We start from the raw sequence: 23,615 nt of genomic DNA, 5'->3' as shown, positions 1-23,615 counted from the left end.
AGAGGTCGGGAACACCCGGCCGGAGCCAGAGGGGCTGTGCTGCATGAACGTTGCCTTGTCCATGGGCGGCGCAGTACCCGTCGCGGGGTGCGGACGGTCGTGAGGGCCTTCGTTCTCGCGGCCGGACTCGGCGAGCGCCTGCGGCCGTTGACCGCCGCCGTCCCCAAACCACTGGTGCCGGTGTTCAACCGCCCGGTCATCGGCCACGTCATCGACGCGCTCGTGGTGGCGGGTTGCACCGAGATCGGCGTCAACGTCCATGCGTTCCCGGACCGGATGGCCCTCTACCTGGCCCGTTACCCCTCCGAGGCAGTCAGGCTGACGCTCTTTCACGAGCCCGAACTGCTGGGATCGGCCGAAACCCTGAGGCAGTGCCGGGAGTTCTTCGTGGACGGCCCGACTCTGGTCACCTGCGCCGACACCCTCAGCACCGTCGACTTCGCCGGCCTGATCCGGCAGCACCGGCGGCGCAGGCCCACGGTGACGCTGGCGGGCGGCCCCGTGGACGAGAGCTGGCGCGGCGACTACGTGCGGACCACCGACGGGATCTCGGTCCGCGCGCTCGCCCGCACGCCGGGGAGGCCGACGGCTGTCGGCCCCTTCGGCAGCTTCGGGACGTGCATCGTCGAGCCCGGCCTGCTGGACACGATCCCGCCCGGCGCCGTCGACCTGGCACGGGACGTACTGACCACGCTGCCGTCCGGCGGCCGGAGCATCGAGGTGTTCGACGCGGGCCGGATCCGGCTGTGCGACGTCAACGCGTACGACCAGCTCCACCGGGCGAACACGGTGGGGATCGAGGGCCGGTTGGGCGCCTCCCACCGGGGGCGGCCGGTCGGTCCGGGCGTCCACGACCAGGGCAACGCCGACCTCGCCCCGGCCGCCGCGATCCTCGGACCGGTGCTCGTCGGCGCGAACGTCTCGCTCGGCCGGGGGTGCGAGCTGATCGGGCCGCTGGTGGTCGGGCACGGCGCGGTCATCGGCGCCGGCGCCGCGGTCGCCGACGCGGTCGTCCTGCCGGGCAGTGTCGTGCCGGACGGCGCGGACATCCGCGGAGCGGTGTTCGGCGATCCCTGGAGCGTCTGGCCGGCCATGCTGCCGCACCTGTACTGAGGACGCCGATCCGTTTCTCCTACCCCACCAGCGGCGATGGCTCCTTGAGCCCCACCGGGTATGCACGTACGATCAGCCAATGTCAGACATCACGGAAACCACGCCCGGCTGGCTCGCCTCCGACGAACTGGAACTGGCGCGCGCCCGGATGCCGATCCTCTACGTCGAGGCCGTCCCGGTACGGGTCGACGACAGCGGGGAGGTGACGCATGTCGGGCTGCTGCTGCGGATCGGCTCGGACGGGACGGTCAGCCGTGCCCTCGTGTCCGGCCGGGTGCTGCACCACGAGCGGGTCCGCGACGCCCTGTTGCGGCACCTGGAGAAGGACCTCGGCCCGGTGGCGCTGCCCAGGGTCCCGGCCTCGCTGCAGCCCTTCACGATCGCCGAGTACTTCCCGACGCAGGGGGTCACCCCGTTCCACGACCCGCGCCAGCACGCGGTGTCCCTGGCCTACATCGTCCCGGTGAGCGGTGACTGCCGCCCCCGCCAGGACGCCCTCGACCTGGTCTGGTTCAGCCCGCAGGAGGCCGCGTCCGCGCTGGTCCAGCAGGAGATGCCGGGCGGCCAGGGAGTGCTGCTCAAGCAGGCCCTCGCCCACGCCGGCTGCCTGGGCTGAAACGCGGGCGGCCGGCGGCGTCGACCGCCCCGGAGGTGGGCGGCGGCCGACGCCGGGCCGGAGGTCAGCCTCGGGCTTCCTCGTGGGCGATCTGGGTGGCGTTGGCGGCGGCAGCGGTGTGCGCGCGGGCGGGGGCGGGCGAGGTGCCGCAGAAGACCGGCGTCAGGGCCCGGAGTTCGGCGGCGTAGACGGTGGTGTTGTTGGAGGCGTTGGCGGAGATGGTGACCTGGCGGGAGCCGTTCTTGGTCGTGTAGGAGTACGTCTGGTAGCCCTCGATGATGCCGTCGTGGCCGTACACGTCGGTGCCGCAGGGGAGTTGGTACTCCCGCAGGCCGAGGCCGTAGCGGGTGGTCGAGTTGACGAACTCGGTGGTCTCCATCTGGGCCAGTTGTGCGGCCGGCAGCAGGTGGCCGGTGGTCAGGGCGCGCAGGTAGGTGTTCAGGTCCGAGGTGCTGGAGATGAGTGCTCCGGCGGTCCACAGCCAGGAGGCGGTCTGGTCGGTCGCGTCGAACAGCGGCTTGGCGGGGTTGTCCTGGGTGAGGTAGCCGAGGGCGTGCACGCCGGGCACGGTGGTCTGCGGGACGACGAAGTACGTGTGCGTCAGGTGCAGCGGGTCGAGGATGCGCTGGTGCAGGACGGTTGCGTAGGGGAGCCCGGTGACGTGCTCGACCAGCAGGCCGAGGACCACGAAGTTGGTGTTGGAGTAGCTGTAGTCCTTGCCGGGCGTGAACTGGGGGCCGTGCTTGACGGAGTCGGCGACCAGGGACTGCGGTGTGTAGGTCTTGTAGCGGAAGCCCTGGTAGCCGGTGACGGTGTCGCCGGTCAGCAGGTCGTCGGTGTAGTCGTACAGGCCGCTGGTGTGGTTCAGCAACTCCCGTACGGTGATGGGCGAGCCCTTGGGCAGCAGCCCGGCCGGCAGGTAGCGACTGGCCAACGCGTCCAGGTCGACCTTCTTCTGTGCGACCAGTTGCAGGACCAGCACGGCGGTGAAGTTCTTGGTGATGCTGCCCACGCGGAACTCGCCGGCCGGGTTGACCGCCGTGTTGGTGGCCAGGTCGCCCTTGCCCGTGCTGACCGTGTAGGTCTTGGCGCCGTATCCGTCCTGCACCTGGGCGAAGACGCCCGGCGCCCCGGCCTTGACGACCGACTGCAGGGCCGTGCGCAGCGCCGTCAGGTTGGGGGCCGGAGTGGGCGCGGCGGCCGGAGTGTGGGCCTGGCGGACCGTGCCGGCCTCGGCCGGGGCTCCGACGGCCAGGACGGAAGCGAGCGTCCCCGCCACTACTGCTCCGGCCAGAGCTGCCCGCGCGGCGCGGTTACGACGTCGATACACGCAATTCTCCCGTTCAACGGTGGTGCCGAGGCCGCGCCGTGAGGCTGTGCGGCCGTGGGCACGGGTACAGATCGTGTACAGCATTGCAGAGACGACGCGGCCCCGACGGGATCCGGGTGCGCGCAACCTGCGCCGTGCGGGGCCCGGACGCTCCAGGACTGTGCCTGCACACTCATGTGATGGGGCGTCAAGTCGCCTCGTGGTCGGGGGTGGTGGCGATCGCGGTCAGGATGTCGGCGATCAGGGTGCGCAGCCAGCGGTGGGCGCTGTCACGGTCGTGGCGGGCGTGACAGGCCAGGACGGCGGGGATGGCCGGGGTGGGCGCGGGCAGCGGGTAGCTGCGCAGCTCCAGCAGGCCCCGCAGGTGCGTGCGGTCGCGGCGGGCATCGGCCTGTGGGCCAACGCCCTGCGGGAGTTCGACCGGATCGGCATCGGTGCGGAGAACCGGGGCCTGGGCGAGGAGGTCGACACCTGGTTCTTTGACCCCTCCGGCAGCCCGGTGCGCGCCGCCGGCTACGGCGAGGCCGACCACCGCTTCCTGCTGGTGCCTCGGCCGGCCCTGAACAGCCTGCTGGCGGACGTCGTCGGCCGGCATCGGATCCTGCTCGACGCCCGGGCAACCGGGTACACCGAGCGGGAGTCCGACGTCGTCGTCCACCTCGAAGACGGTGGCGAGCTGCACGCGGACCTGCTGATCGGCGCGGACGGCGTCTACTCCCGGATACGCGCCCAGCTGGCGCCCGGCAGCGAGGCCAGGGCGCACGCCGGGCACTACGCCTGGCGCGCGGTCGTGCCCGCCGGGGACGAGCGCCCGCAGGGCACGGTGCTGACCATCGGGCGCGACGGCACCCACGGCGGGTACGCCCGGGTCGCCGAGGGGCAGACCATGTGGATGGTCAACCAGTTCCAGGCCGGTCCGCTGGTCGGCACCAAGCGCGAGCGGGCGCTGGTGCGGGCGCGGAACCTGGCCGAGGCGGGCTGGCACGACGACCTGCTGCGGGTGATCGCCGACACCCCGGAGGAGGACATCCTGGAGAACGCCATCATGCTCGTCCCGCCGCTCTCCCGTTGGACGAGCCCCCGGGTCGCGCTGATCGGGGACGCCGCGCACGGCCTGTCCCCGCACATCGCCGCAGGCGGCACGCTGGGCATCGAGGACGCCGGAGTCCTGCGCGCCGCCCTGGACGCCGGACCCGACACCGCCACGGCGCTCGCCGACTACGAACGCGCCCGCGCCGCCCGCTTCGAGCAGGTCCAGCGGCACGCCGATGCCGTCGAACACGCCGACGGGGCAGACGACTTCGCCCGCTGCTACGCCGCCTTCAGCCACTGGATGCTGATTACCGCGCCCGCCACCTGAGCGCCCTCCGGTGGCGGTGTCGCAGGATTGTCTAGACGCAACGTTACGTCTACTGTGGATCCCTCATGACGAAGGGAATGCACATGTCCACCACGCCCCGCCACACGTCCGACCCCGCCTCCGGCCGCCACGCTCTGGTCATCGGCGCCTCCCGAGGGCTGGGGCTCGTCCTCGCCGGTGAACTCGTACGGCGCGGCTGGCGGGTCACCGCCACCGACCGCGGCAGCGGCGGGGAACTGAGGGACCAGGCCGACGCCTCGGAGGGGCGGTTGAGGGCCGAGCCGCTGGAGATGACCAGCCCCGAGCAACTGGCCGCGCTGCGCGAGCGCCTGTCCGGCGACCGGCTGGACCTGCTCTTCGTCAACGCCGCGATCGACCGGGGGAACCTGCCCATCGGCGAGGTCCCGACCGGGATGTTCACCGAGGTGATGGTCACCAACGCGCTGAGCCCGCTGCGCACCCTGGAGGCCCTGCGCGGGCTGGTGGTGCCCGGCGGAACCGTCGCCGTCATGTCCTCCGAGCAGGGCAGCATCTCGCTGAACACCGAGGACGGCTACGAGCTCTACAAGGCCAGCAAGGCCGCGCTCAACCAGCTGATGCGCAGCTATGCCACCCGCTATGCCGACGACGGGCAGACCAAGCTGCTCATCGACCCCGGCCACAACCGGACCCGGCTCGGCGGACCGGACGCGCCGCTCACCGCGCAGGAGACCATGCCGGCCGTGGCGGACGTCCTGGAGGCCCAGGCCGGCGCCCCCGGCCTGCAGTTCCTGGACCGCCACGGCGAGACCGTCCCGTGGTAGCCCGCCGGACCTGAGGGCTGATGCAGCAGCGCAACGGCGGCGGTCCCGGACAGGGCGGCGGCTACGGCCGGGGCCGGCCGCCGTTGCGCAGCCCGTCGATCAGCAGGGCGGTCATCCGGCGGCTGTAGTCGGGGCCCGCCCCGGGCACGGGCATCCACAGCTGGGCCACGGCGTACAGCAGGTCCCTCGGCGACGACGTCCTCGACCGGATCGACGCGATCGTCCGCCCGCCACGGACGTCGGCACCCTCGACCAGGCGTACGTGCCGGCGCCCTGCGCCGCACCGAGCTGCGCCGCCGCCCCCTGCCCGAACCCACCGCCGCCTGACGGGCCGTCAATGCCTGGCGAACCGTCACGGCCGGGCGCGCGCAGGGGTTGGTGGGCGCTGGGGGCAGCCATCCCGTCCTCCCCGTCCGCACAACCCCGGTGCCGCCAGGCGCCGCCGCGGCGAGCAGGTCGCTGGACTGCTCGCGGGCGGATATGGCGTCCGCTACAGCTTCAGGCCGTTCCGGGTGACGTACCAGTTGTGGTACGTGATCAGTCCGCCCAGCAGGGCCAGCCACATCAGGGTGCTGGTGAGCGGGAAGGCGTCCACCGGGATGGAGTACGCCAGCACCACCCGCAGCACCGCGTCGAGCAGGAAGACCGAGCCCCACACCGCGGTGAGCAGCCGCAGGTGGTGACGGAACACCGGCTCCACATCCCAGCGGGCCTCCCAGGCCGCCAGCCCGGCCTCGCCGACCTTGGCGATGACGATGCCGCGCGAGCTCGTCATGATGAACGGACGCCGGGTGGGCAGTGTGCCGAGCACCCAGAGCCCGATGGCCGCGGTCACCCAGCTGTCCCTGATCATCAGCACCCGCGGGCTGCCGGTGACCAGCGACAGCAGGGTTGCCAGCACCACCAGGCTCAGCGTGAACACCGCCATCGCCTCCACCCGCCGCCGGCGCACGATGCCGTAGCCGATCCACGGCAGCAGCAGCACGCCTCCGGCGACCATCGAGAGCCACTGGCCGGCGCCGACCGCGCGCAGCCCGTAGTAGGAGCCGAGCGGCAGGACGAGTTCGAAGAAGAGCTGCACAGCGAGGTGTCGGCGCAGTGCGGCGGTGCGGCGCCGCACCTCCGCCTCGGTGGGTGCGTCGGTGGCGGCCTGCGGTTCGTTGCGCGTGTCCATGGTGCGTTCCCCCGTGTCTGTTGCGGTCATGACGTCCTCCTGGTGGCGCGGTCGAAGAGATCGGCCAACTCGCGTCCTGCGGCCCGGACATCGAGCCCGGGATCGTGGGGGGCGCGGCGCACCACGTCGTCGATGGCGGCGCGGATCGCGCGCATCATCACCCACGGATCGAACTCGCAGAACTCGCCCGCGCGTTGGGCCTTGCGGAGCTGCTCCACCTGCAGTGCGAGGGTGGCCTCGGTCGCGTCGAGGAAGGCCACCATGCCCGGGTCGCCGCCGCGGAGGTTGCCGAGGACCTCGGCGATCGCCGCGAGGTGGTTCGGGTACTCGGCGAGCAGGTCGAGATTGCCCTCGATGGAGGCGCGCAGCCGGCCCGCGTAGCTCTCGTGGGCCTCGATGCGCGGTCGGACGTAGCCGTCCGCGAGCCGCAGCACTTCGGCGACGACCTCGCGCATCAGGTCGTCCCGCCCCTCGAAGTGGTACGAGATCATCCCGGTGCTGCTCAGTCCGGCGCGCTCCGCGATCTTGGCGAACGTGGCCCGGTGGTAGCCGACTTCGGCGATGACCTCGATCGTCGCGGCGACGATCTGGGCGCGGCGTCCGGTCTCGGTGAAGGACGACCGGGCTCTGCGTCCCCCGCTTTGCTTGCCCGAGCTATTCCTTGCTTGCATGAGCAAGACAGTACGCGGGTTTGCTCGCCCGAGCAAGAGCAGCCGGGGTGCCGGGGGGTGCAAAGGCGGAGGCGCGCGCCGCAGCGGGTGCGGTGCGCGCCTCCTCGGCCCGGGGCCGTCGGCTTTCGACAACCCGGCGGCGTGCGCCGGGCGTTGGTGCTCAGGCCGCGATGTCGTCCGTCACCGGGTTGGACGGTTCGCGGGCGCCCGCCTGCTGGTCGGAGCGGGTCAGCAGTGCGTCGACGGCCCACGCTCCCGGGCCCGCCAGGGCGATGAGCAGGAAGGCCCAGCAGAACATCACCGCGGCCTCGCCGCCGTTCTGGATCGGCAGGGCCGCCTTCTCCTGGTGGATGGTGAAGTACGCGTAGGCCATGGAGCCGGAGCAGAGCAGGGCGGCCCAGCGCGTGCCGAGTCCCACGACGACCAGGGCGCCGCCGAGGAACTGGATCAGGGCGGCCCACCAGCCGGGCCAGGTGCCCGCCGGGGTGGCGCCCCCGGTGCCCGGTGTGCCACCGAGCACGCCGAACAGCGTGGCCGCGCCGTGGCACACGAAGAGCGCGCCCACGATCACGCGGAAGAGCGACAGAACGTACGGCCAGAGCTTGTTCTCCACCATCGGGTGCCTCCTGAGGTTAACGTCAGGTACATGACAAGTGAAGCATTGTCCGGAGCCTTACCTCCGACCGTGCAGCCGCACGGCGGGCGGACCCGGGCCCGCCCCCGTGCACATGCTTCACCGCCCATACGCCCGCCACGCGCCCCCGGTTCACCCTTTTTCGAACTGCCCCGGCCGCGCTGGGCGGTCACGGGGAGGGCGGGGCGAAGGCGGCGGTGAAGGCGGCCCGGTTGGGCGAGGGTGTCCTGCGGTCCCAGACGGCGAAGACGATCTCGTCGAAGCCGGTGCGGAAGGCCCCGTCCGGGCCCAGGTGGTGGTGGAAGGCCCGGGCGACCTCGCGGGGGTCGTTGCGGAAGACACCGCAGCCCCAGGCGCCGAGGACCAGGCGTCGTACGCCGTGGTGCGCGGCCACGGCCAGCACCCGGCCCGCGCGCCGCCGCAGGGTGGTGCCGACCAGGGCGCCGGCGTGCGGGTCGCGGCGCAGGAACTCCCCGGCGTTCGGGGCCGGGCAGGTCAGGAACGACACCAGCGGCGGCTGCGCCACCAGGCCTCCGTCGTCGCCGCGGTGCACCGGTACCCGGGGCGACCAGATGACCCGGTCGCTGTAGAGCAGATCGGAGCCGGCACGGTGCGCCGCGTAGTACTCGGGGGCGTGCAGCAGGCAGGAGTACAGCAGCGCCTGTCGGCACAGGTCCTCCTCCTGCGCCTTCGCGCCGCCCAGGTAGCCGCCGCCGGGGTTGCGGGCCGAGGCGAAGTTCAGCACCGCGACCTCCCCGCCGCCCCGCGCGCACAGCCGCCGCGCGGCCTGCAGGCTCCCCTCCGCGGTCACCTCCACCCGCACCGCTCCGGCGTCCACCGGCGCTGCAGCGGACGGCGGGTCGAGCCGCTCCTCGGGCAGGTGGCAGCGGGTTCCGGCGGCGGCCGCCTCCAGCACGGCGCGGACCTCGACCCGGGTGCCGTCCTCGGCCCGGTACCAGCCCGCTTCGACGATCGCTTCGTTCACCGCGGCGACGCCGCGCATCCTGCTGCTCATGTCAGCGGACGATAGGCGCGACGGAGCCCGGCAGTCGAACGAGTTTCCTGGACCGGTCCCTGCCCGGCCTGGAGGGCGGCGAGGCGGGCCGCAGGGCCTGCGGGTACACGTCCCGGGCCCGGTGCGGGCCGTCGGTGTCGTGGACGGGGGCGCGGTCGGCTCCGCCAGGATCGGAACCCTGGTCGTGAGCCGAGGAGGCGGCGCAGCCTCAACGGCCGCGCCCCCGCAGGGCGGTAGCAGGGGGCTGCGCCGGGTCGGGACGGCTCGCCGCAGCCCCCGCCGTGCCCGGGTGCTCCCAGGATGCCTTGCTGTAGTGCGTGGCGGCGGCCATGTCGGACAGCGAGAGGCCGCTGCGGTCCTTGACCGCGCGCAGCTCCTCCGTCAACCGCCGTGCGGAGCCGGACAGTTCATCGGGGAGCGGCTTCCAAGTGGACCCCATCGGACCTCGCAACCTCGTAGTGGACAAGCCAGGGACGAGGGAGGACGTGGGCGTGCACGCGCCCGAAAAGCGCAGCAGTGATCACCCACGAACGTCTGACGCCGCCCCCGACGGCCCCCGACTCCCGGCAGCGCGGGAGAGGGTAAGGCGATTGTAAGTGATCTTCAGCTGGAGGGCGGTCGGAACCGGGGGTACTCGAACCGTCCGCGCCGGTGGGCGGGCGTTTCACTGCCCGGTGGATCGTTCCCGCCGCACTAGGCTGTGGCCGTGGCCCATCCCGAGCAGCTCACCGAGGGCGCGGGCCCGGCCCGGGCCGCACGGCTGAACAGCGTCGCGGCGTGGGCGTTCGTCGTCGGCGGGGCGCTGTTCGCGGTGGGGGCCGCAGTCGCCCAGTTCGGCTCGGGCGATCCGACCGGGAGCGCCTCGCTGTACTTCGTCGGGGGCCTGTTCTTCAACACCGGCGGCTACGCCTCCCTGCTGCAGGCGGTCAACACACCGGCCGGGACGGGCTGGCGGTGGTGGAGCTACGAGCCGATGCGGGTGGACTGGACGAGCGCCTTCCTGCTGTTCGCGGGGACGCTGGTGTTCGCGGTCAACCTGCTGGACTCGTTCCTGCAGGGGCTGACCGTCCGCCAGGTGAACCGGCTGATCTGGGCGCCTGACGTGATCGGGTGCGTGCTGTTCCTGGTCTCCGGATACCTCGGCTTCGCCGGGATGCGGGACCGGGCCCGGCCGGACGTCCGTGCGCGCGGCCTGGACTGGTGGGTCGTCGCGGTGAACCAGCTCGGGTCGGTGCTGTTCATGGTCTCGGCGCTGGCCGCCTTCACCCGCCCCGCCACCGGCAGCCCGGTCAACGAGACCGTCTCCAACTGGGGCACCCTGACCGGCGCCCTGTGCTTCTCGCTCGGCGGCATGCTGCAGAGCGCCGAGCGGCCGTAGCCCGCCCTGCGCCGATCCTTCGGACGATCGGCTGCGCGCGCATGGGGGAGAGCCCCCATATTCCTGGTGGCGGCACCCGCTTCATGGGGGCCGTCCACCCAGGAAACCGGCCGCGCATCCAGAATCCAAGCTCCCCCTTGTGCAGGTCGCGTGGAGGCTGACACGCTCGACGCTGTGATCACTGAGGAGACGTTGGCTGCCGAACCGGCCGTGCACGACTGGTGGTTGCGCAGCATTCCCGCAGCGGAGCAGCCCTGCGCGGCGGTGCCGGAGTGGGCCGCGTTCGTCACGCGGGCCCTCGCCGCCGCGCCCGCCGCGCCGCAGCCGGGCGGGGAACTGCCGCGCGGGGAGCTGCCCGGTACCACCGGCTTCCGGATCGTGCTGGCGCCCTTCGCCGAGCTGGCCGGTGACCGGCTGTCCCAACGGGCATCGCTCGCCGCCTCGGCCGCTGCCGTGGACCTCCCCGCCATCCGGGCGCGCTTCGTGGAGCAGCTCGCCGACACCCTGGCCCGGCAGTGCGCCCGCGCCCTGGTGCTGGAACTCAACGTCGCCAGGGTGACCGGGCGGCTGGCCGGTGACACCCCGTCGGAGCGGTTCCGCGACTTCCTCGCGCTGACCGCCTGCCGGAGCGGGCTGTCCGCGCTGCTCGACCAGTACCCGGTGCTGGCCCGGCTGGTGGCGCAGACCTGCGTCAACGCGGCCGACGCCGTGGCCGAACTGCTGGCCCGATTCGCCGCCGACCGCGCCGACCTGGTCGCCACCCTGCTGTCCGGCCGCGACCCCGGGACGCTGCTGGCGCTGCGGCAGGGAGCGGGCGACGGGCACCGGAACGGGCGGAGTGTGGCCCTGCTGGGTTTCGCCGATGGCATCCAACTGGTGTACAAGCCAAGGCCGTTGGGGCTGCACCGGCACTTCGACGAGGTGGTCGGCTGGTTCAACGCGCTGCCGGGCACACCCGGCCTGCGCACCGTGGCGCTGCTGGAGCGGCCCGGCTACGGCTGGCTGGAGTTCGTCCCCGCCCGCCCCTGCGCCGACGCGCGGCAGCTGGAGCGGTTCTACCTGCGGCAGGGCGCCTGGCTGGCGCTGCTGCACGCCCTGGACGGCACCGATCAGCACTACGAGAACCTGATTGCCTGCGCCGACCAGCCCGTCCCGGTGGACGTCGAGACGCTGTTCCACCCGCCCGCGCCCCCGGCCGAGGACGCCCTCGGCGAGGACCCGGCCGCCCTGGTGCTGCGGTCGTCCGTGCTCCGGACCGGCCTGCTGCCGTATCTGCTGCTCGGCGACGAGACCGCGCTCGACGCCTCGGGCCTGGGCGGTGACGCCGGGGCGCAGGCGCCGACGGCCGGTGTGGAGTGGGCGGACGGCGGCACCGACCGGATGCGGCTGGTCCGGCGGCCCGGGGGCATCGCCGGGGCCGAGAACCGCCCGAGGCTCGCCGGGGCCGGGGCGGACGCCGATCCGGCCGACCACACCGAGGCACTGCTCGAGGGCTTCCGCACGGCCTACCGCGCGATCGCCGCCGCCCGGGCGGAGCTGCTCGGCCCGCAGGGGCTGCTGCACCGCTTCGCCGACGACGAGGTGCGCCTGGTCGCCCGGGCCACCCAGTCGTACGTGACGCTGCTGGACGAGTCCACCCACCCCGACGTCCTGCGCAGCCCGGCGGAGCGGGAGGGGATCCTGCGGCTGCTGGAGACCGACGCGCTGGGCGCCCCGGCGTGGCCCCGGCTGGTCGACGCCGAGATCGACCAGCTGTGGGACGGCGACGTCCCGCTGTTCACCGCCCGGCCCGGCTCGGCCGACCTGTGCTGGGGCGCGGACCGGCGGATACCGGACGCGCTGGAGCGGACCGGCCTGGACCGGGTCCGGGAGAAGGTCGCGGCCATGGACGAGGCCGAGCTGGGGCAGCAGGAGTGGATCATCCGGGCTGCCATGGCCGCCCGGTCCAACGCCCCCGCCCACCGCGTCGCCGCCGGGCCTGCGCCTGCCACATCAGCGCCCGCCGCACCTGCGCCCGCCGGGCCGGGCCCGGCGCAGGCCGCCCCGAGCCGGATCGGGCTGCTGGCCGCCGCCCGCGCCATCGGCGACCGGCTGGTCGAGCAGGCCCACCGCAGCCCCGGCCGGGCCAACTGGCTCGGCCTGGAACTCCTCGCCGACCGCTACTGGCGGCTCGGCCCGGCCGGCGCCGACCTGGGCTGCGGCTACCCCGGCCCGGCGCTGTTCCTCGCCCAACTGGCCGCGCTCACCGGCAGTGCGCGCTACGCCGAGACCGCCGGACAGGCGCTGCGTCCGGTGCCCCGGCTGCTGGAGCGGCTCGCCGCCGACCCGGCGGAGCTGGGCCTGGTCGGATCGGGAGCCTTCGCCGGGCTGGGCGGCATCGCCTATGCGCTCGCGCAGACGGCCGCCCTGCTGGACGACTCGGAGATCCGCAGCTGGATCGAGCCCGCCGTCCTGCTGACCACGGCCGCTGCGGAGCGGGAGGATGACGAGCAGTCAGGAGTGGTCGACGGGACGGCCGGGGGCCTCGCCGCGCTGCTGGCGGTGGGCCGGGCCACGGGCAGCAACGCGGCCTGGCGCGGTGCCCGCCTCTGCGCCGACCGGCTCGCCGACCGCCCGCACGCCGACCGTCCCTTCGCCGACCGCCCGCACGCCGACGGTCCACAGACCGGCCCGGACGGTCTCCGGGCCGCCGGATTCAGCGCGGGCGAGGCCGGGATCGGCTGGGCGCTGCTGCGGTTCGCGGCGGCCGACGGGGGACCGGCCGGTACCGGGCGGTCTGACGCCGGGGCGGCCCGCTACGAGCGCGCGGGGCTGGCCGCGCTGCGCTCGGCCGTCCGCTCCGCCGCCCCCTCGGCAGCCGAACCCGGCTGGTGCCAGGGGCTGCCCGGGATCGCCCTGGCCGTCGCCGACAGCCCCGCCGCGATGGCCGAACCGGAGCTGGCGGAGTTCGTCGGCCGCGCCCACCGCGCGCTCGCCACGAGCCGCCCGCTGCCCGACCACAGCCTGTGCCACGGCGAACTCGGCGCCCTGGAACTGCTCCACGCGAGCAGCGCGAGCAGCTTGGGCAGCCCGAGCCGCCCCGGAAGCCCCGGCCTGCAGGCCGTACGGGACGGCCGGGCGGCTGCGCTCGCCGCCGCACTCGACCGCTCCGGGCCGCGCTGCGGCACCCCCGGCGGCCTGGCCGTGCCCGGCCTGATGACCGGGCTGTCCGGCATCGGCCACGGGCTCCTCCGGCTCGGATTCCCCGAGCGAACAGCTTCGGCACTGCTGTTGCAGCCGCCGATCCGGTAAGACGAAAGGACATCCCTCCTCATGCACACCGAAGAACTGGTCCGCAGCTGGAAGCAGCCGGGTACGCGTCAAGGTCGGGCCGTCGACCACCCCAGCGGCGAGATCACGCTGCGCTCCGGCGGCAGACTGGCCCGCCGGTACGGCCTGCTGACCGCCAACACGGACGTCGTCTGGGTCACCCCCACGCTCACCCAGAGCTGTCCGCTGACCCCCGAGCCGACCGGCAAGTAGCCCACCCGTCGCAGGAACAGGAACAGCAACAGCAGTCGGCCTCCCCGTCCGGAGAGGCCCCCGTCAGCCGGTCCGGACGGGGAAGGCCGACTGCCCGGCCGACTGGGCCGCGCCCGCCGCGCCCGCCGCGCGCTCGGCCGCCCGCAGCCGCCGCGCGCCGACCAGCGCCGGGGGCAGGCAGCAGGCGACCGCGCCCACGCCGGTCAGGCCCGTCGTCCACAGCGCCGCCCGGATGCCCAGCGCGTCGCCGAGGGCGCCGCTCCCCAGCGCGCCCAGCAGCGCCGCCGCCGAGGCGCTCACCTGGAGGGCCGCCATCGACCGGCCGAGGACGTCCTCCGGCACGTCCGCGACCAGGACCGAGCCGATGGCCACATTGGCGATCGCACCGCAGAACACCGGCAGTCCGATGCCGAGCGCGGCGCAGGCCGCCGCGAGCGGCAGCGGACCGGACGCCATCGGCAGCAGCAGGCTCAGCAGCACCGCCCCGGCGAAGCCGGCCAGCGTCACCTGCCGAGGGTCGCGGCCGGGGGTCAGCACCCGTCCGGCGGCGGTCGATCCGGCCAGGCCCAGCAGCCCGGCGAGGGCGAACACCGAGCCGTAGGCGGCCACCGGCAGGTGCACGCTGCGCAGCAGGAAGGGCGCGGTGAGCGTGGTCAGCCCGGACGAGGTGGCGGCGGGCACCACGATGAACACCAGCAGCGCCCGGTGGTAGCCGTCCCCGGCGAAGAACCGCAGCCCGGCCCCGGAGCCGCGCAGGGTACTGCCCACGGAGGCGGTGCTCTCCCGGGCGACCAGCCCGGAGGTGCGCATGGCCAGCAGTGCCAGCGCGCTGAGGACGTAGCTGGCGCCGTCCACCGCCAGCGCCGCCGCGCTGCCCAGGGCGACGACGGCGGGGCCCGCCAGCAGTCGGCCGACGACCCCGGCCCCGAACTGCCCGGCCTGCAGCCGCGCCCGCACCGGCCCGACGCTGTCGCCGCCGACCAGGTGCCGCAGGTGGACGAAGTACAGCGAGGAGCACAGGGTGCCCACCAGGCCCATCAGCACGCCCAGGCAGACCAGCCAGCCGACCGTGGCGGTCCGGTGCGCCAGCCCCAGCGCCATCACGGCGACGGCCACCGCCGACACCAGGTCCATGGCGGCGAGGACCCGCCGGGGCCGGGCGATCCGGTCGGCCAGGGCGCCCGCGGGCAGGCCGAGGAGCAGGACGGGGACGATCCCGGCCGCCGTGAGCAGCCCGATCTCGCCCGCCGAGGCGTGCAGGTACTCGACGGCGACGATCGGCAGGGCGATCGCGGTGAAGACCGACCCGAAGGACGACGCGGTCTGCCCCCACCAGTACAGGGTGGTGTCGCGTCGCACGGCGGGATCCACGGGCGTCCCGCCCCGCCCGTCGCCGCTCCTGCGGCTACCGGACCGGCGCATCGGGCGTCCTCCTCGCGGGCGCGGCGACGGGGGTGCGCGCGTCCACGGTGAACAGCGGGTCGGGGCGCGGCTCCAGCAGGTGGCTCAGGAAGAGCAGCAGGCCCGCCGAGCCGCTCCACAGGTCGGTGCTGTACCGCATCAGCTGGTCGCCGAGCAGGCGCACCCCGGTGGGGTGGTTGACGGCGTACTTGAACAGGGCGCGGGCGACGCGGGTGGCGTCCCGGCGGCTCGCCTGCTCGCCGGTGAGGTCGGCGTGCTCGGCCAGGGCCAGGCCCAGGCCGGAGAGGCCCTGGTAGAGGCCGGGCATCACGGTGTAGGTGATCCGCAGCGAGGCGAGCAGCCGGGGCAGCGCCTCGGCCAGCCGGGCGTCGTCCACCACCCGCAGGTAGCGGGTGACCGTGTGCGCCATCCCGGCCGACCCGCAGAACAGGTACGGCAGGCTGCGCTGGTCGACGGCGGAGACCGGGAACTCCAGCCCGGCGGCGCCGGGGTCGACGGCCCGGTCGAGTTCGGCGTGCAGCAGCTCCACCCCGCGTGCCAGATGGGCGCTGTCGCCGGTGACGAGCGACAGTTGCTGGAGCATCAGGGCGATGCCGCAGCGGCCGTGCAGCAGGCCGGTGGCGTCGTCCGGGCCCAGCAGCGGGGTCAGCTCCCGGCTCGACGGCAGCGCCGCCGCCAGTTCCAGGGCCCGGTCGACGTGCTGCTGGTCGCCGGTGTGCCGGTAGAGCCCGAGGTGCGCCAGGGCCAGCCCGGCTGAGCCGCCGAACAGGGTCGCGGACTCCTTGGTGAGCGGGTGCCGGTCGGCCGCCGCCAGCAGGCTGCGGGCCTCCTCCGGGTGCCCCTGGTCGGCCAGCACCCGGGCGATCCCGGACGCCCCGACGTACAGCCCGGGGCCCAGGTCGTCGGCGGAGTCCACGGCCTCGCGGCGGAGCCGGTCGAGGACGCCGTCCGGCAGCTCGCGTCCGGCGCGGTGCAGGGCGTGGGCGACGCCTGCGGTGCCGTAGGCCACGCACAGGGTGTTGCTCTGGTACCCCTCGGCGATGGTGGGGAACACCCGGGCGGGGTGCTCGGGCTCCGCCATGGCCAGCAGCCCGTCGGCGATCGCGTCGCGCAGGTCGGCCAGGTGCCGTTCGGGCTCGGCGGCCACCTGCTCCGGGCCGGGCAGCGGGGCGCCCTGCGGGTCGCGGCCGGGGGTGCCCGGCCGGTGGTAGCGGGTGGCCAGCTGCCACAGCGGCTCCGGGACGGGCGCCCGCTCGTGCAGGTCGTGGCGCAGGTGCGCGAGCGCGTCGGGGTTGCGGATGACGACCTGGTGGAACGGGCCGAGCAGCAGCAGGGCCAGCGCGGAGAGCCCGTAGTCGTCGTAGATCGCCAGGTCGTCGCCGACCAGGGCGGTCGGCGGGGTGTAGCCCGGGGTGCCGATGAAGGCGAAGTCGGTGCCGAGCCGGTGGACGCCCTCGAAGTCGATGAGCCTGACCTGGTCGTCGTCGGTCACCAGGACGTTGCCGGGGCTGACGTCCACGAAGAGGTAGCCGAGCGCGTGCAGGCGCTCCAGGGCCTGCTCGACCTGGGAGAGGATGCGCCGGCAGCGGGCGTGGTACTCGGTGAACTCCTCGGGTCGGCGGTCCACGCCGAGCATGGGCTGGTTGAGCACCATCCAGCGGTTCAGCGGCGCGCCGCCGATCCGCTCGGTGACCATGAACGCGTGCTCCCACTGGTGGAAGTAGCCGACCGGCTCGGGGGCGAGCCCGGGCGCGGCGGCGTGCAGCGCCCGGAGGATCTCCCACTCGCGGCGCAGCTGCTCGATCGCGGTCACGTCGCCCGCGCTCAGGCCGGTGTGGGCGCGGGCCTCCTTGATGAAGACCGGCCGTCCGGTGGCTGCCTCGTGCGCCAGGTACGCCCCGCCGGCGTTGCTGTACTGCACGGCCTGCTCGAAGACGAAGCCGTGCACGGTGATCGGCGCGGGCGCGGCGGCCTTCGGTGCGGGATCGGCGGCTTTCGGCGCGGGCGCGGCTGCGGGCGTCGGCGCGGCCTTGGCGACGGTGGTGAACGGGTCGGCCACCCCGGCGGGCAGGTGGAAGGCCACGCCCCGGCGGTCCTCGACCTCGCGGCCGTCGCCGTCGCGGACCAGCAGCGTCCGGGTGCCGTCGGCGGTGAGCCGGCTGCGGGGGGTGAACCCGCCGTACCGGTAGTGCACCGTGCGCGAGTCGCGGTAGCGCCGGTCGCTGAGGATGTAGGGGCCCTCCTCGTCGGCGAGCGTCTCGCGCAGCGACTCCATCAGCGTGCGCGCCGCGTCGACGCCGGTGGGGTAGGCCGCGATGAACTTGCCGCCCTGCGCCCGGGAGGCGTGCTTGTGGTGCGTCCAGAAGTAGAAGAGGTGCGAGGACAGGTGCTTGAAGGCGACGTCCTGCGCGAAGCAGACGTCGGCGACCAGGTCCAGGACGGCCGCCTGGCGGCCCGGCCGCGCGGAGACGTGGACCTTCCAGCCGTCCTCGACGCCGCGCAGGACGCCCTGGTGGTACCACATGGTCCAGATCGCGGACTCGGTCTCCAGCCACCCCTGCGGGACCTGGCTGGGCCGGTACTCCTCACCGCGCTCACGGCTGCACTCCAGCGGCGCGTAGAACTCGCGGTCCGCGATGATGTACGGGATCGGAAGGCTCATGACCATCTCCACAACGGAACGGGACGGGGCCGGCGGCGGGCCCGGTGGTGCCACGGTCCGGGCGCGGGGAGGGTCCTTGCGGGGCCCGTCCGCGCGCCCGGCCCCGGTCGGGTGCAGTCGAGGCGCGGGGCGTTCCTCAGCAGCCGGCCAGGCTGGTCGCGCTCATCGGGTGGATGAGGTCCGCGCCCGCCTCGGCCGGGTGCTCGCGGACGCCCAACTCCTGCAACGGCAGGACGGAGAGGTGGGCCTCCACCTCGTCCACGGACTCCACGGTCCCGACCGGTTCGGACGCGTGGCCACGGGGGTCGGTCATTGGCCTTCTCCTTCTGCACGGGCTGCACGGGTTCTGCACGGGCTGCACGGGGGTGGTACGGCGCTGCGCCCGGCCGCGTGGAGGCAGCCGGGCGCAGCGGTGACCCTGTTCGGTCAGGCGCAGGCGGCGAGGCTCACCGAGCTGGACATCACGGCGCGGTCGCTGCTGGGGTTGTCCGTCAGCTCCTGCAGCGGAAGGACGGACTCGCTGTGCGCCTCGACCTCGTCGGTCTCGGTCTCGGGGGTGTTCTGCTCAGCCATGGTGGCTCCTTGTGGGTAACGGGGTTCCGCCGAAGCGGCGCCGGTTGGTTTCGCCGACAGAAGGAAAGTTAGGAGGCGCCGGTTCGGAGTCGGCCTGGCAGCGGTATGCACCCGGTATTGCCGCAGCCCGGCGGGGATCGACCGAAGTTGCTCACTTCCTGCTAGGGAATGTTCGTTCTGGTCCATTAGCCTCAGGGGTCATGCGGACCACTTCAGCGGCAACCGTCGGTCGGGACACCGAAATCGCCCTGCTCAGCGGCGCGCTGACGGGCCTGCGGCAGCACGCCGGACGCGCGCTGTTCCTGCTGGGGGAGGCGGGGATCGGCAAGTCCCGGCTGGTCGACGAGTGCACCGCGCAGGCGGCCGCGCTGGGCCTGCCGGTGCTGCGCGGACGCGGACGGCCGACCGGCGCGGGCACGCCGTTCCGTCCGCTGACGGAGGCGCTGGCCTCCCGCTTCCGGGTCGGCGGCCCGCCCACCGACGCCGACCTCGACCCCTACCGCCCGGCCCTGGCCCGGCTGGTCCCGGAGTGGCGGCAGGCGGCGCCGGGCTACTCGGGCCACGAGAGCATGATCGAGCTGGCCGAGGCGCTGTTGCGGCTGCTGGCCGTGCTGGGCCGGGACACCGGCTGCCTGCTGGTGCTGGAGGACCTGCACGACGCCGACTCGGAGACCGTCGCCGTCGTGGAGTACCTGGTGGACAACCTCGCCGGACTGCCGGTGCTGCTGGTGGCCACGCTGCGGCCGGAGCCGGGCCCGGCGCTGGGGCTGGTCCGCGAGGCCGACCGGCGCCGGGCCGCCCCCGTCACCGAGCTGCGGCCGCTGACCCCGCCGGCCGTGCGGGAACTCGCCGCCGGCTGCCTGAACACCCCCGCCGACCGCGTCCCGGCCGCGGTGGTGGAACGGCTGGTGGACAGCGCCGACGGCAACCCCTACCTGATCGAGGAGCTGCTGGCCGAGATCGTCGGCTCCGGCCTGTTGTTCCCCGGCCCGGACGGCTGGCAGGTGGGCGGCGACCTCTCCGCGACCGTCCCGGCCACGGTGATCCGCAGCTACGGCCACCGGGTGGACCAGCTCGACCCGCAGGTACGCGAAGTGGTGCTGCTGGCGGCCTCGCTGGGCGTCGGCTTCTCGGTCACCCACCTCCAGCTGATCACCGGTCACGACGACCGCAGCCTGTTCGCGTACCTGCGCTCCGCCGCCGAGGCGGGCCTGATCGTCCCCGACGGCACGGCCCCGCACCGGTACGCCTTCCGGCACGCGCTCACCGCCGACGCGGTGCTGGCCAGCATGCCGCCCGCCGAGCGCGCCGCCACCGCCCGGCACGCCGCCGACGCGCTCCAGCGCGCCGACCCCGAACTCTCGGACGACCGATGTCAGTTGGTCGCCGGGCTGCTGGTCACGGCCGGGGACCCGACCGATGCGGCGCTGCTCTTCGCCGAGGCCGGACGCCGATCGCTGGCCGACGGCATGTCGGCGTCGGCCGTGCTGCTGCTCCAGCGCGCCCACCAGCTCGCCGCCCCGGCGGGCAAGCCCGGCATCATGGAGTCGCTGCTGTACGCCCTGGCCGAGGCCGGCCAGCTGGACTCCGCCCTCGCCCTGGCCCAGAACCTGCCCGCGACCGGGGCGGCCGCCCTCGACCAGGACCGCAGGATCGCCCTGTACACCCGGCTGGCCTGGGCCGCGGTGGCCGCCGAGCGGGCGGCGGACGCGGTCCGGCAGGTGGAGGAGGCCCGCCGGCTGCTCGGCTCCACAGGCAGCCCGGAGCAGTTGGCCGCACTGGCCGTGGTCGAGGGACACCTCGCCCTGCTCCCCGGCCGGGACGAGTGGACGGCCGACGCCGAGCGCCCGGTCTGGGAGGCGGTCGAACTCGCCGAGCGCACCAAACTGCCCATCCTGGCCTGCCAGTCCTGGCAGGTGCTCGCACTGATGGCCCGCGAGCTGGGCTTCGAGGCCGCCGACGTCTGCCTGGAGCGGATGCTCGCCGTCGCCGAGGCCAACTCCCTGCCGGTGTGGCGGGTCGAGGCACTGATGCGGCTGGGCGTGAACGCGTACATGCGCACCGGCGACGGCCGCAGGGTCGAGCAGGCCCGGGAGGCCGCCAGCGAGCTGGGCTCGATCGTGCTCACCCAGAACGCCGACGGACTGCTGGCCATGCAGGCGGTGCTGCGTGGCGAGCCGGAGGCCGCCACGGAGATCATCGGCCGCTGCCTGGGCGCCACCGAGCGCATGCGCAACATCTCCACCCACCGCTACCTGCTGCTGACCGCGGCCACCCTCGAGGCCCACCGCGGCCGCCGCCGGGAGATGGAGCGGGCGCTGCTGAGATTCGAGAAGGCGGGCGGCGGCGAATCCATCCTGGTGCCGGTGATGCTCGGGCTCTGCCGGGCCGTCTGCGCACTGCTGGAGGAGGACCGGGCGGCGGCCACGGCCGAACTGGCGGCGAGCGCCGCCTGGGAGGCGCGCCACCCCAACCTGCACTACCTCTCCGGCCGGTACGGCCTGCGCCCGCTGCTGGCGGTGCTCTCCGGCGGCGGGAGCAGGGACGGCGGCCGAGGCGGGGACGGCGGCGGGGGCCGGGCCGAGTACGCCGCCGTGGCCGCCGCCCCGGCGGCCGGGCTCGCCTGGAACCGGCAGTTCCTGCAGCTCACCGAGGCCGTGCTGCTGGGCCGGGAGGGCCGACCCGAGCAGGCCGCCCGGATCGTCGACGAAGTGCGCACGACCGCCGGGGTCTTCCCGACCGCGCACCACCTGGGCCTGCGGCTGGTCGCCGAGGCGGCCCTGGCCGACGGCTGGGGCGAGCCGGTGGCCTGGCTGCGCACCGCCGAGGAGTACTTCCACAGCCAGGACATCCCGGCCGTGGCCGGGGCCTGCCGGGCGCTGCTGCGGCAGGCGGGCGCCAACGTGGCGCAGCGCCGCAGCGGGCGCGAGCTGATCCCCGCCGACCTGCGGGCCCAGGGCCTGACCCCGCGCGAGTACGAGGTGCTGGCGCTGCTGGCGGACCGGCCCGGCAACCAGGACATCGCCCGGCGGCTGTCCATCTCGCCGCGCACCGTCGAGAAGCACATAGCCAGCCTGCTGCAGAAGACCGCCCGGCCCGACCGCGCGGGCCTGTGCCGGCTGTCGGTCGAACTGGCCGACCGCCCCTGAGCCGCCGACGGTTTTCGGGGGCGGTCCGGGGGTTCGGCCGGGCCGCCGGAGAGAACTTGGGTAGCCGGCCCCGATACCCCGGCGCCGCGCCTGGCGGAGCATCAGCGGTGCAGCCGGAGCCGGACCAGGGGCTCCGCGCAGGAACGGCATCGGAGGCGCGGCGGTGGCACACGAACAGCGGGGAGCGGAGCCGACGGCAACGGCAACCCCCATGACCTTCTCCCTCCTCGGCCCGCTCGCCGTCCGGGCCGGCGGCCTGCCCGTGCCGCTCGGCCCGCACAAGCAGCGGCTGCTCCTGGCCCAGCTCCTCTGCCGGGCCAACACCCCCGTCCCGGTGGACCTGCTGACCGAGGCGCTCTGGCAGAACGACCCGCCGCGCACCGCCCGGAAGAACCTGCAGGTGTACGCGTCGGCGCTGCGCACCCTGCTCGGGCGCGGGCCCGGCCCGGAACGGCTCGCCCTGCACCCCGGCGGCTATCTGCTGCGGATCGCCTCCGGCGAGCTGGACACGCACCGGCTGGACGCGCTGGCCCGGGCCGGCCGCGAGGCCGCCGCCGAGGGCGGATTCGCCTCGGCCGCCGCCCTGCTGGGCCAGGCCCTGGAACTGTGGCAGGGCGAGTCCCTGCCGGACCTGCGCTGCTCGCAGCCGCTCCAGGCGGAGGCCGAGCGGCTGGATCTGCGCTGCCTCGGCATCTACGAGGACTGGGCCGAGGCCGCGCTGGAGACCGGCCAGGCCCAGGCGGTGCTCCACGGCATCGACGACCTGGTCGAGCAGCACCCGCTGCGCGAGCGGCTGCAGGCCGCCCGGATGCGCGCCCTGCACCGCACCGGCCGCCGGACCGAGGCCCTGGCCGCCTACGACGGGCTCCGGCAGCTGCTCTCCCGCGAGCTGGGTCTGGCCCCGAGCCCGCCTCTGGAGCAGCTCTACCGGTCGATCCTGGCCGACGGCTCGGGCGCGCCGGACGCCCGGCCCGACCCCGGCCGACCGTCGGCCTCCGGCGCGGCGGCCGGGCGCGGCGGCCGCACCCTGCTGCCCGCGGACACCGTGGACTTCACCGGCCGCCAGGCCCAACTGGCCCGGCTGACCGACGCGCTGCGCCGCGCCGAGGGCCGGACGGTCGTCCTGGTCGGACCGACCGGCACCGGCAAGACCACCCTCGCCGTCCACGCCGCGCACCGGATGCGCGCCGACTTCCCCGACGGGCGGCTCCTGGTGCGGCTGCGCGCCGAGGACGGCACCCCCCGCTGCTGGACCTCCGTCCTCGGGGACCTGCTGCGCCTCACCGGCCTGGCCGGGAGCGTGCCCGACGATCCGGACGCCGCCGCGGCGGCCTGGCGCGGCTGGCTGGCCGACCGGAAGATGCTGCTGGTCCTGGACGACGCCCCGGACGAGTCCGCCGCGCGCGCCCTGCTGCCGGGCACCGGGGCAGGCGCGGCGCTGGTCACCTCCCGCAGCCAGCTCGCCGGGCTGTCGGCGGCGCACCGGTCCGAGGTGCGCCCCTACGCCCCGGCCGAGGCGCTGGAGCTGCTGGAGCGGATCATCGGCAGCGAGCGGGTCCGGGCGGACCGGGAGGCGGCGGAGCGCATCGTCGCCGCCAGCGGGCTGCTGCCGCTGGGCGTCCGGGTGAGCGGCATGCGGCTGTCGGTGCTCCGGCACCTGCCGTTGGCCGAGTACGCCGACCGGCTGGCCGGCTCCGCCGGGCTGCTGGACGAGCTCGCCGCGGGCGATGTGGCGGTCCGCCCCCGGCTGGCCGTCGGCTGGCGCGAGCTGCCCGCGGACGGACGGGCCGCGCTGCTCCGGCTGGCCCGGCTGCCGCTCGCCCGCCCGTTCACCCTCCACGAGGCCGCCGCCGTCCTCGGCCGGGGGCGGACGCCGCCATGCGGCAGCTGGAGTCGCTGATCGACGCCGGGGCGGTCAGCGCACCGGACGGCGAGGTCGCCGCCCACACCGTGCTGTACTCGCTGCCGCTGCTCACCCAGCTGTACGCCCGCGACACCGCCCGGCACGGCGAGCCCGGGGGACGCCCCGGGCTCAGCCTGGTCCCTGCCCCCGCCGCGCCGGACGCGGAAGCGGGCCCGGACGCGGCCCCGGACACTTGTGCCGAGCTGCTGGCATACCGGTCCTGAAGCGTTCGCCAACCGCCGGACAACCGGCCCTTGGGACGCTGTCCCGGATCACCGCGCCCCACCGCG

20 protein-coding genes are annotated in these 23,615 nt (G+C 74.6%); 10 read left to right on the top strand and 10 right to left on the bottom strand.

The window, feature by feature from the left end; genetic code table 11:
- The first annotated feature begins 99 nt into the window (after positions 1-99).
- Both GXW83_RS22710 and GXW83_RS22705 read left to right on the top strand, forming a co-directional pair.
- A complete protein-coding gene (locus GXW83_RS22710) occupies positions 100-1,113 on the top strand; it encodes a nucleotidyltransferase family protein (RefSeq protein ID WP_182444896.1) in 1,014 nt (337 codons plus the stop codon).
- Between the two features lie 79 nt (positions 1,114-1,192).
- Complete coding sequence (locus tag GXW83_RS22705) at positions 1,193-1,729, top strand: NUDIX hydrolase family protein (RefSeq protein ID WP_182444895.1); 537 nt, start codon at positions 1,193-1,195, stop codon at positions 1,727-1,729.
- Positions 1,730-1,793: 64 nt separating this feature from the next.
- Here the strand turns inward: GXW83_RS22705 and GXW83_RS22700 are convergent, their stop codons facing one another.
- A complete protein-coding gene (locus tag GXW83_RS22700) occupies positions 1,794-3,059 on the bottom strand; it encodes a serine hydrolase (protein ID WP_182444894.1) in 1,266 nt (421 codons plus the stop codon).
- A gap of 364 nt (positions 3,060-3,423) precedes the next feature.
- Between GXW83_RS22700 and GXW83_RS22695 the strand changes: the two genes are divergently transcribed.
- Positions 3,424-4,419, top strand: coding sequence for an FAD-dependent monooxygenase (locus GXW83_RS22695; RefSeq protein WP_225447185.1), 996 nt, complete (start codon positions 3,424-3,426; stop codon positions 4,417-4,419).
- 83 nt (positions 4,420-4,502) lie between these two features.
- A complete protein-coding gene (locus GXW83_RS22690; RefSeq protein ID WP_182444893.1) occupies positions 4,503-5,222 on the top strand; it encodes an SDR family NAD(P)-dependent oxidoreductase in 720 nt (239 codons plus the stop codon).
- 490 nt (positions 5,223-5,712) lie between these two features.
- Here the strand turns inward: GXW83_RS22690 and GXW83_RS22685 are convergent, their stop codons facing one another.
- From GXW83_RS22685 to GXW83_RS22665, 5 genes are all read right to left on the bottom strand, one after another.
- Entirely contained in the window at positions 5,713-6,426 is a 714-nt protein-coding gene (locus tag GXW83_RS22685) for a VC0807 family protein (RefSeq protein WP_182444892.1), read from the bottom strand.
- The gene (locus GXW83_RS22680; protein ID WP_182444891.1) at positions 6,423-7,067 is read right to left on the bottom strand and encodes a TetR family transcriptional regulator; all 645 of its coding nucleotides are present in this window, start codon (positions 7,065-7,067) and stop codon (positions 6,423-6,425) included. The genes GXW83_RS22685 and GXW83_RS22680 overlap by 4 nt, the downstream gene beginning before the upstream one ends.
- Positions 7,068-7,227: 160 nt before the next feature.
- Positions 7,228-7,683, bottom strand: coding sequence for a DoxX family protein (locus tag GXW83_RS22675; RefSeq protein WP_182444890.1), 456 nt, complete (start codon positions 7,681-7,683; stop codon positions 7,228-7,230).
- Between the two features lie 187 nt (positions 7,684-7,870).
- Positions 7,871-8,716, bottom strand: coding sequence for a TIGR02452 family protein (locus tag GXW83_RS22670; protein WP_182444889.1), 846 nt, complete (start codon positions 8,714-8,716; stop codon positions 7,871-7,873).
- Between the two features lie 208 nt (positions 8,717-8,924).
- Entirely contained in the window at positions 8,925-9,155 is a 231-nt protein-coding gene (locus GXW83_RS22665) for a hypothetical protein (protein WP_182444888.1), read from the bottom strand.
- A 267-nt stretch (positions 9,156-9,422) separates the two neighbouring features.
- On the opposite strand from GXW83_RS22665, the gene GXW83_RS22660 reads away from it, so the two are divergent.
- The 3 genes from GXW83_RS22660 (at position 9,423) to GXW83_RS22650 (ending at position 13,616) form a co-directional block, all read left to right on the top strand.
- Positions 9,423-10,094: a hypothetical protein gene (locus GXW83_RS22660; RefSeq protein WP_225447184.1), complete on the top strand. Its 672-nt coding sequence runs from the start codon at positions 9,423-9,425 to the stop codon at positions 10,092-10,094.
- A 174-nt stretch (positions 10,095-10,268) separates the two neighbouring features.
- A complete protein-coding gene (locus tag GXW83_RS22655) occupies positions 10,269-13,385 on the top strand; it encodes a type 2 lanthipeptide synthetase LanM family protein (protein ID WP_182444887.1) in 3,117 nt (1,038 codons plus the stop codon).
- 21 nt (positions 13,386-13,406) lie between these two features.
- Positions 13,407-13,616 (top strand): hypothetical protein, encoded by a 210-nt coding sequence (locus GXW83_RS22650; RefSeq protein ID WP_182444886.1) that lies wholly within the window; start codon positions 13,407-13,409, stop codon positions 13,614-13,616.
- Between the two features lie 63 nt (positions 13,617-13,679).
- On the opposite strand, the gene GXW83_RS22645 is transcribed toward GXW83_RS22650, so the two are convergent.
- The 4 genes from GXW83_RS22645 to GXW83_RS22630 all read right to left on the bottom strand — a co-directional run bounded on the left by GXW83_RS22645 (position 13,680) and on the right by GXW83_RS22630 (position 18,273).
- On the bottom strand, positions 13,680-14,975 hold the full coding sequence (locus GXW83_RS22645) for an MFS transporter (protein WP_182444885.1): 1,296 nt from the start codon (positions 14,973-14,975) through the stop codon (positions 13,680-13,682).
- A 46-nt stretch (positions 14,976-15,021) separates the two neighbouring features.
- The gene (gene lanKC, locus GXW83_RS22640; RefSeq protein WP_182444884.1) at positions 15,022-17,700 is read right to left on the bottom strand and encodes a class III lanthionine synthetase LanKC; all 2,679 of its coding nucleotides are present in this window, start codon (positions 17,698-17,700) and stop codon (positions 15,022-15,024) included.
- 136 nt (positions 17,701-17,836) lie between these two features.
- The gene (locus GXW83_RS22635) at positions 17,837-18,013 is read right to left on the bottom strand and encodes a hypothetical protein (RefSeq protein WP_182444883.1); all 177 of its coding nucleotides are present in this window, start codon (positions 18,011-18,013) and stop codon (positions 17,837-17,839) included.
- A gap of 113 nt (positions 18,014-18,126) precedes the next feature.
- Positions 18,127-18,273: a hypothetical protein gene (locus GXW83_RS22630; RefSeq protein ID WP_182444882.1), complete on the bottom strand. Its 147-nt coding sequence runs from the start codon at positions 18,271-18,273 to the stop codon at positions 18,127-18,129.
- 200 nt (positions 18,274-18,473) lie between these two features.
- Between GXW83_RS22630 and GXW83_RS22625 the strand changes: the two genes are divergently transcribed.
- From GXW83_RS22625 to GXW83_RS34355, 3 genes are all read left to right on the top strand, one after another.
- Positions 18,474-21,422: an AAA family ATPase gene (locus tag GXW83_RS22625; protein ID WP_182444881.1), complete on the top strand. Its 2,949-nt coding sequence runs from the start codon at positions 18,474-18,476 to the stop codon at positions 21,420-21,422.
- Between the two features lie 211 nt (positions 21,423-21,633).
- Entirely contained in the window at positions 21,634-23,322 is a 1,689-nt protein-coding gene (locus tag GXW83_RS22620; RefSeq protein WP_225447183.1) for a BTAD domain-containing putative transcriptional regulator, read from the top strand.
- A complete protein-coding gene (locus GXW83_RS34355; protein WP_225447182.1) occupies positions 23,301-23,549 on the top strand; it encodes a hypothetical protein in 249 nt (82 codons plus the stop codon). Before GXW83_RS22620 ends, GXW83_RS34355 begins: the two co-directional genes overlap by 22 nt.
- The last annotated feature ends 66 nt before the right edge of the window (positions 23,550-23,615 follow it).

The organism is Streptacidiphilus sp. PB12-B1b, assembly GCF_014084125.1.
Lineage (GTDB): Bacteria > Actinomycetota > Actinomycetes > Streptomycetales > Streptomycetaceae > Streptacidiphilus.
This window is presented reverse-complemented; position numbering and strand designations above follow the sequence as displayed.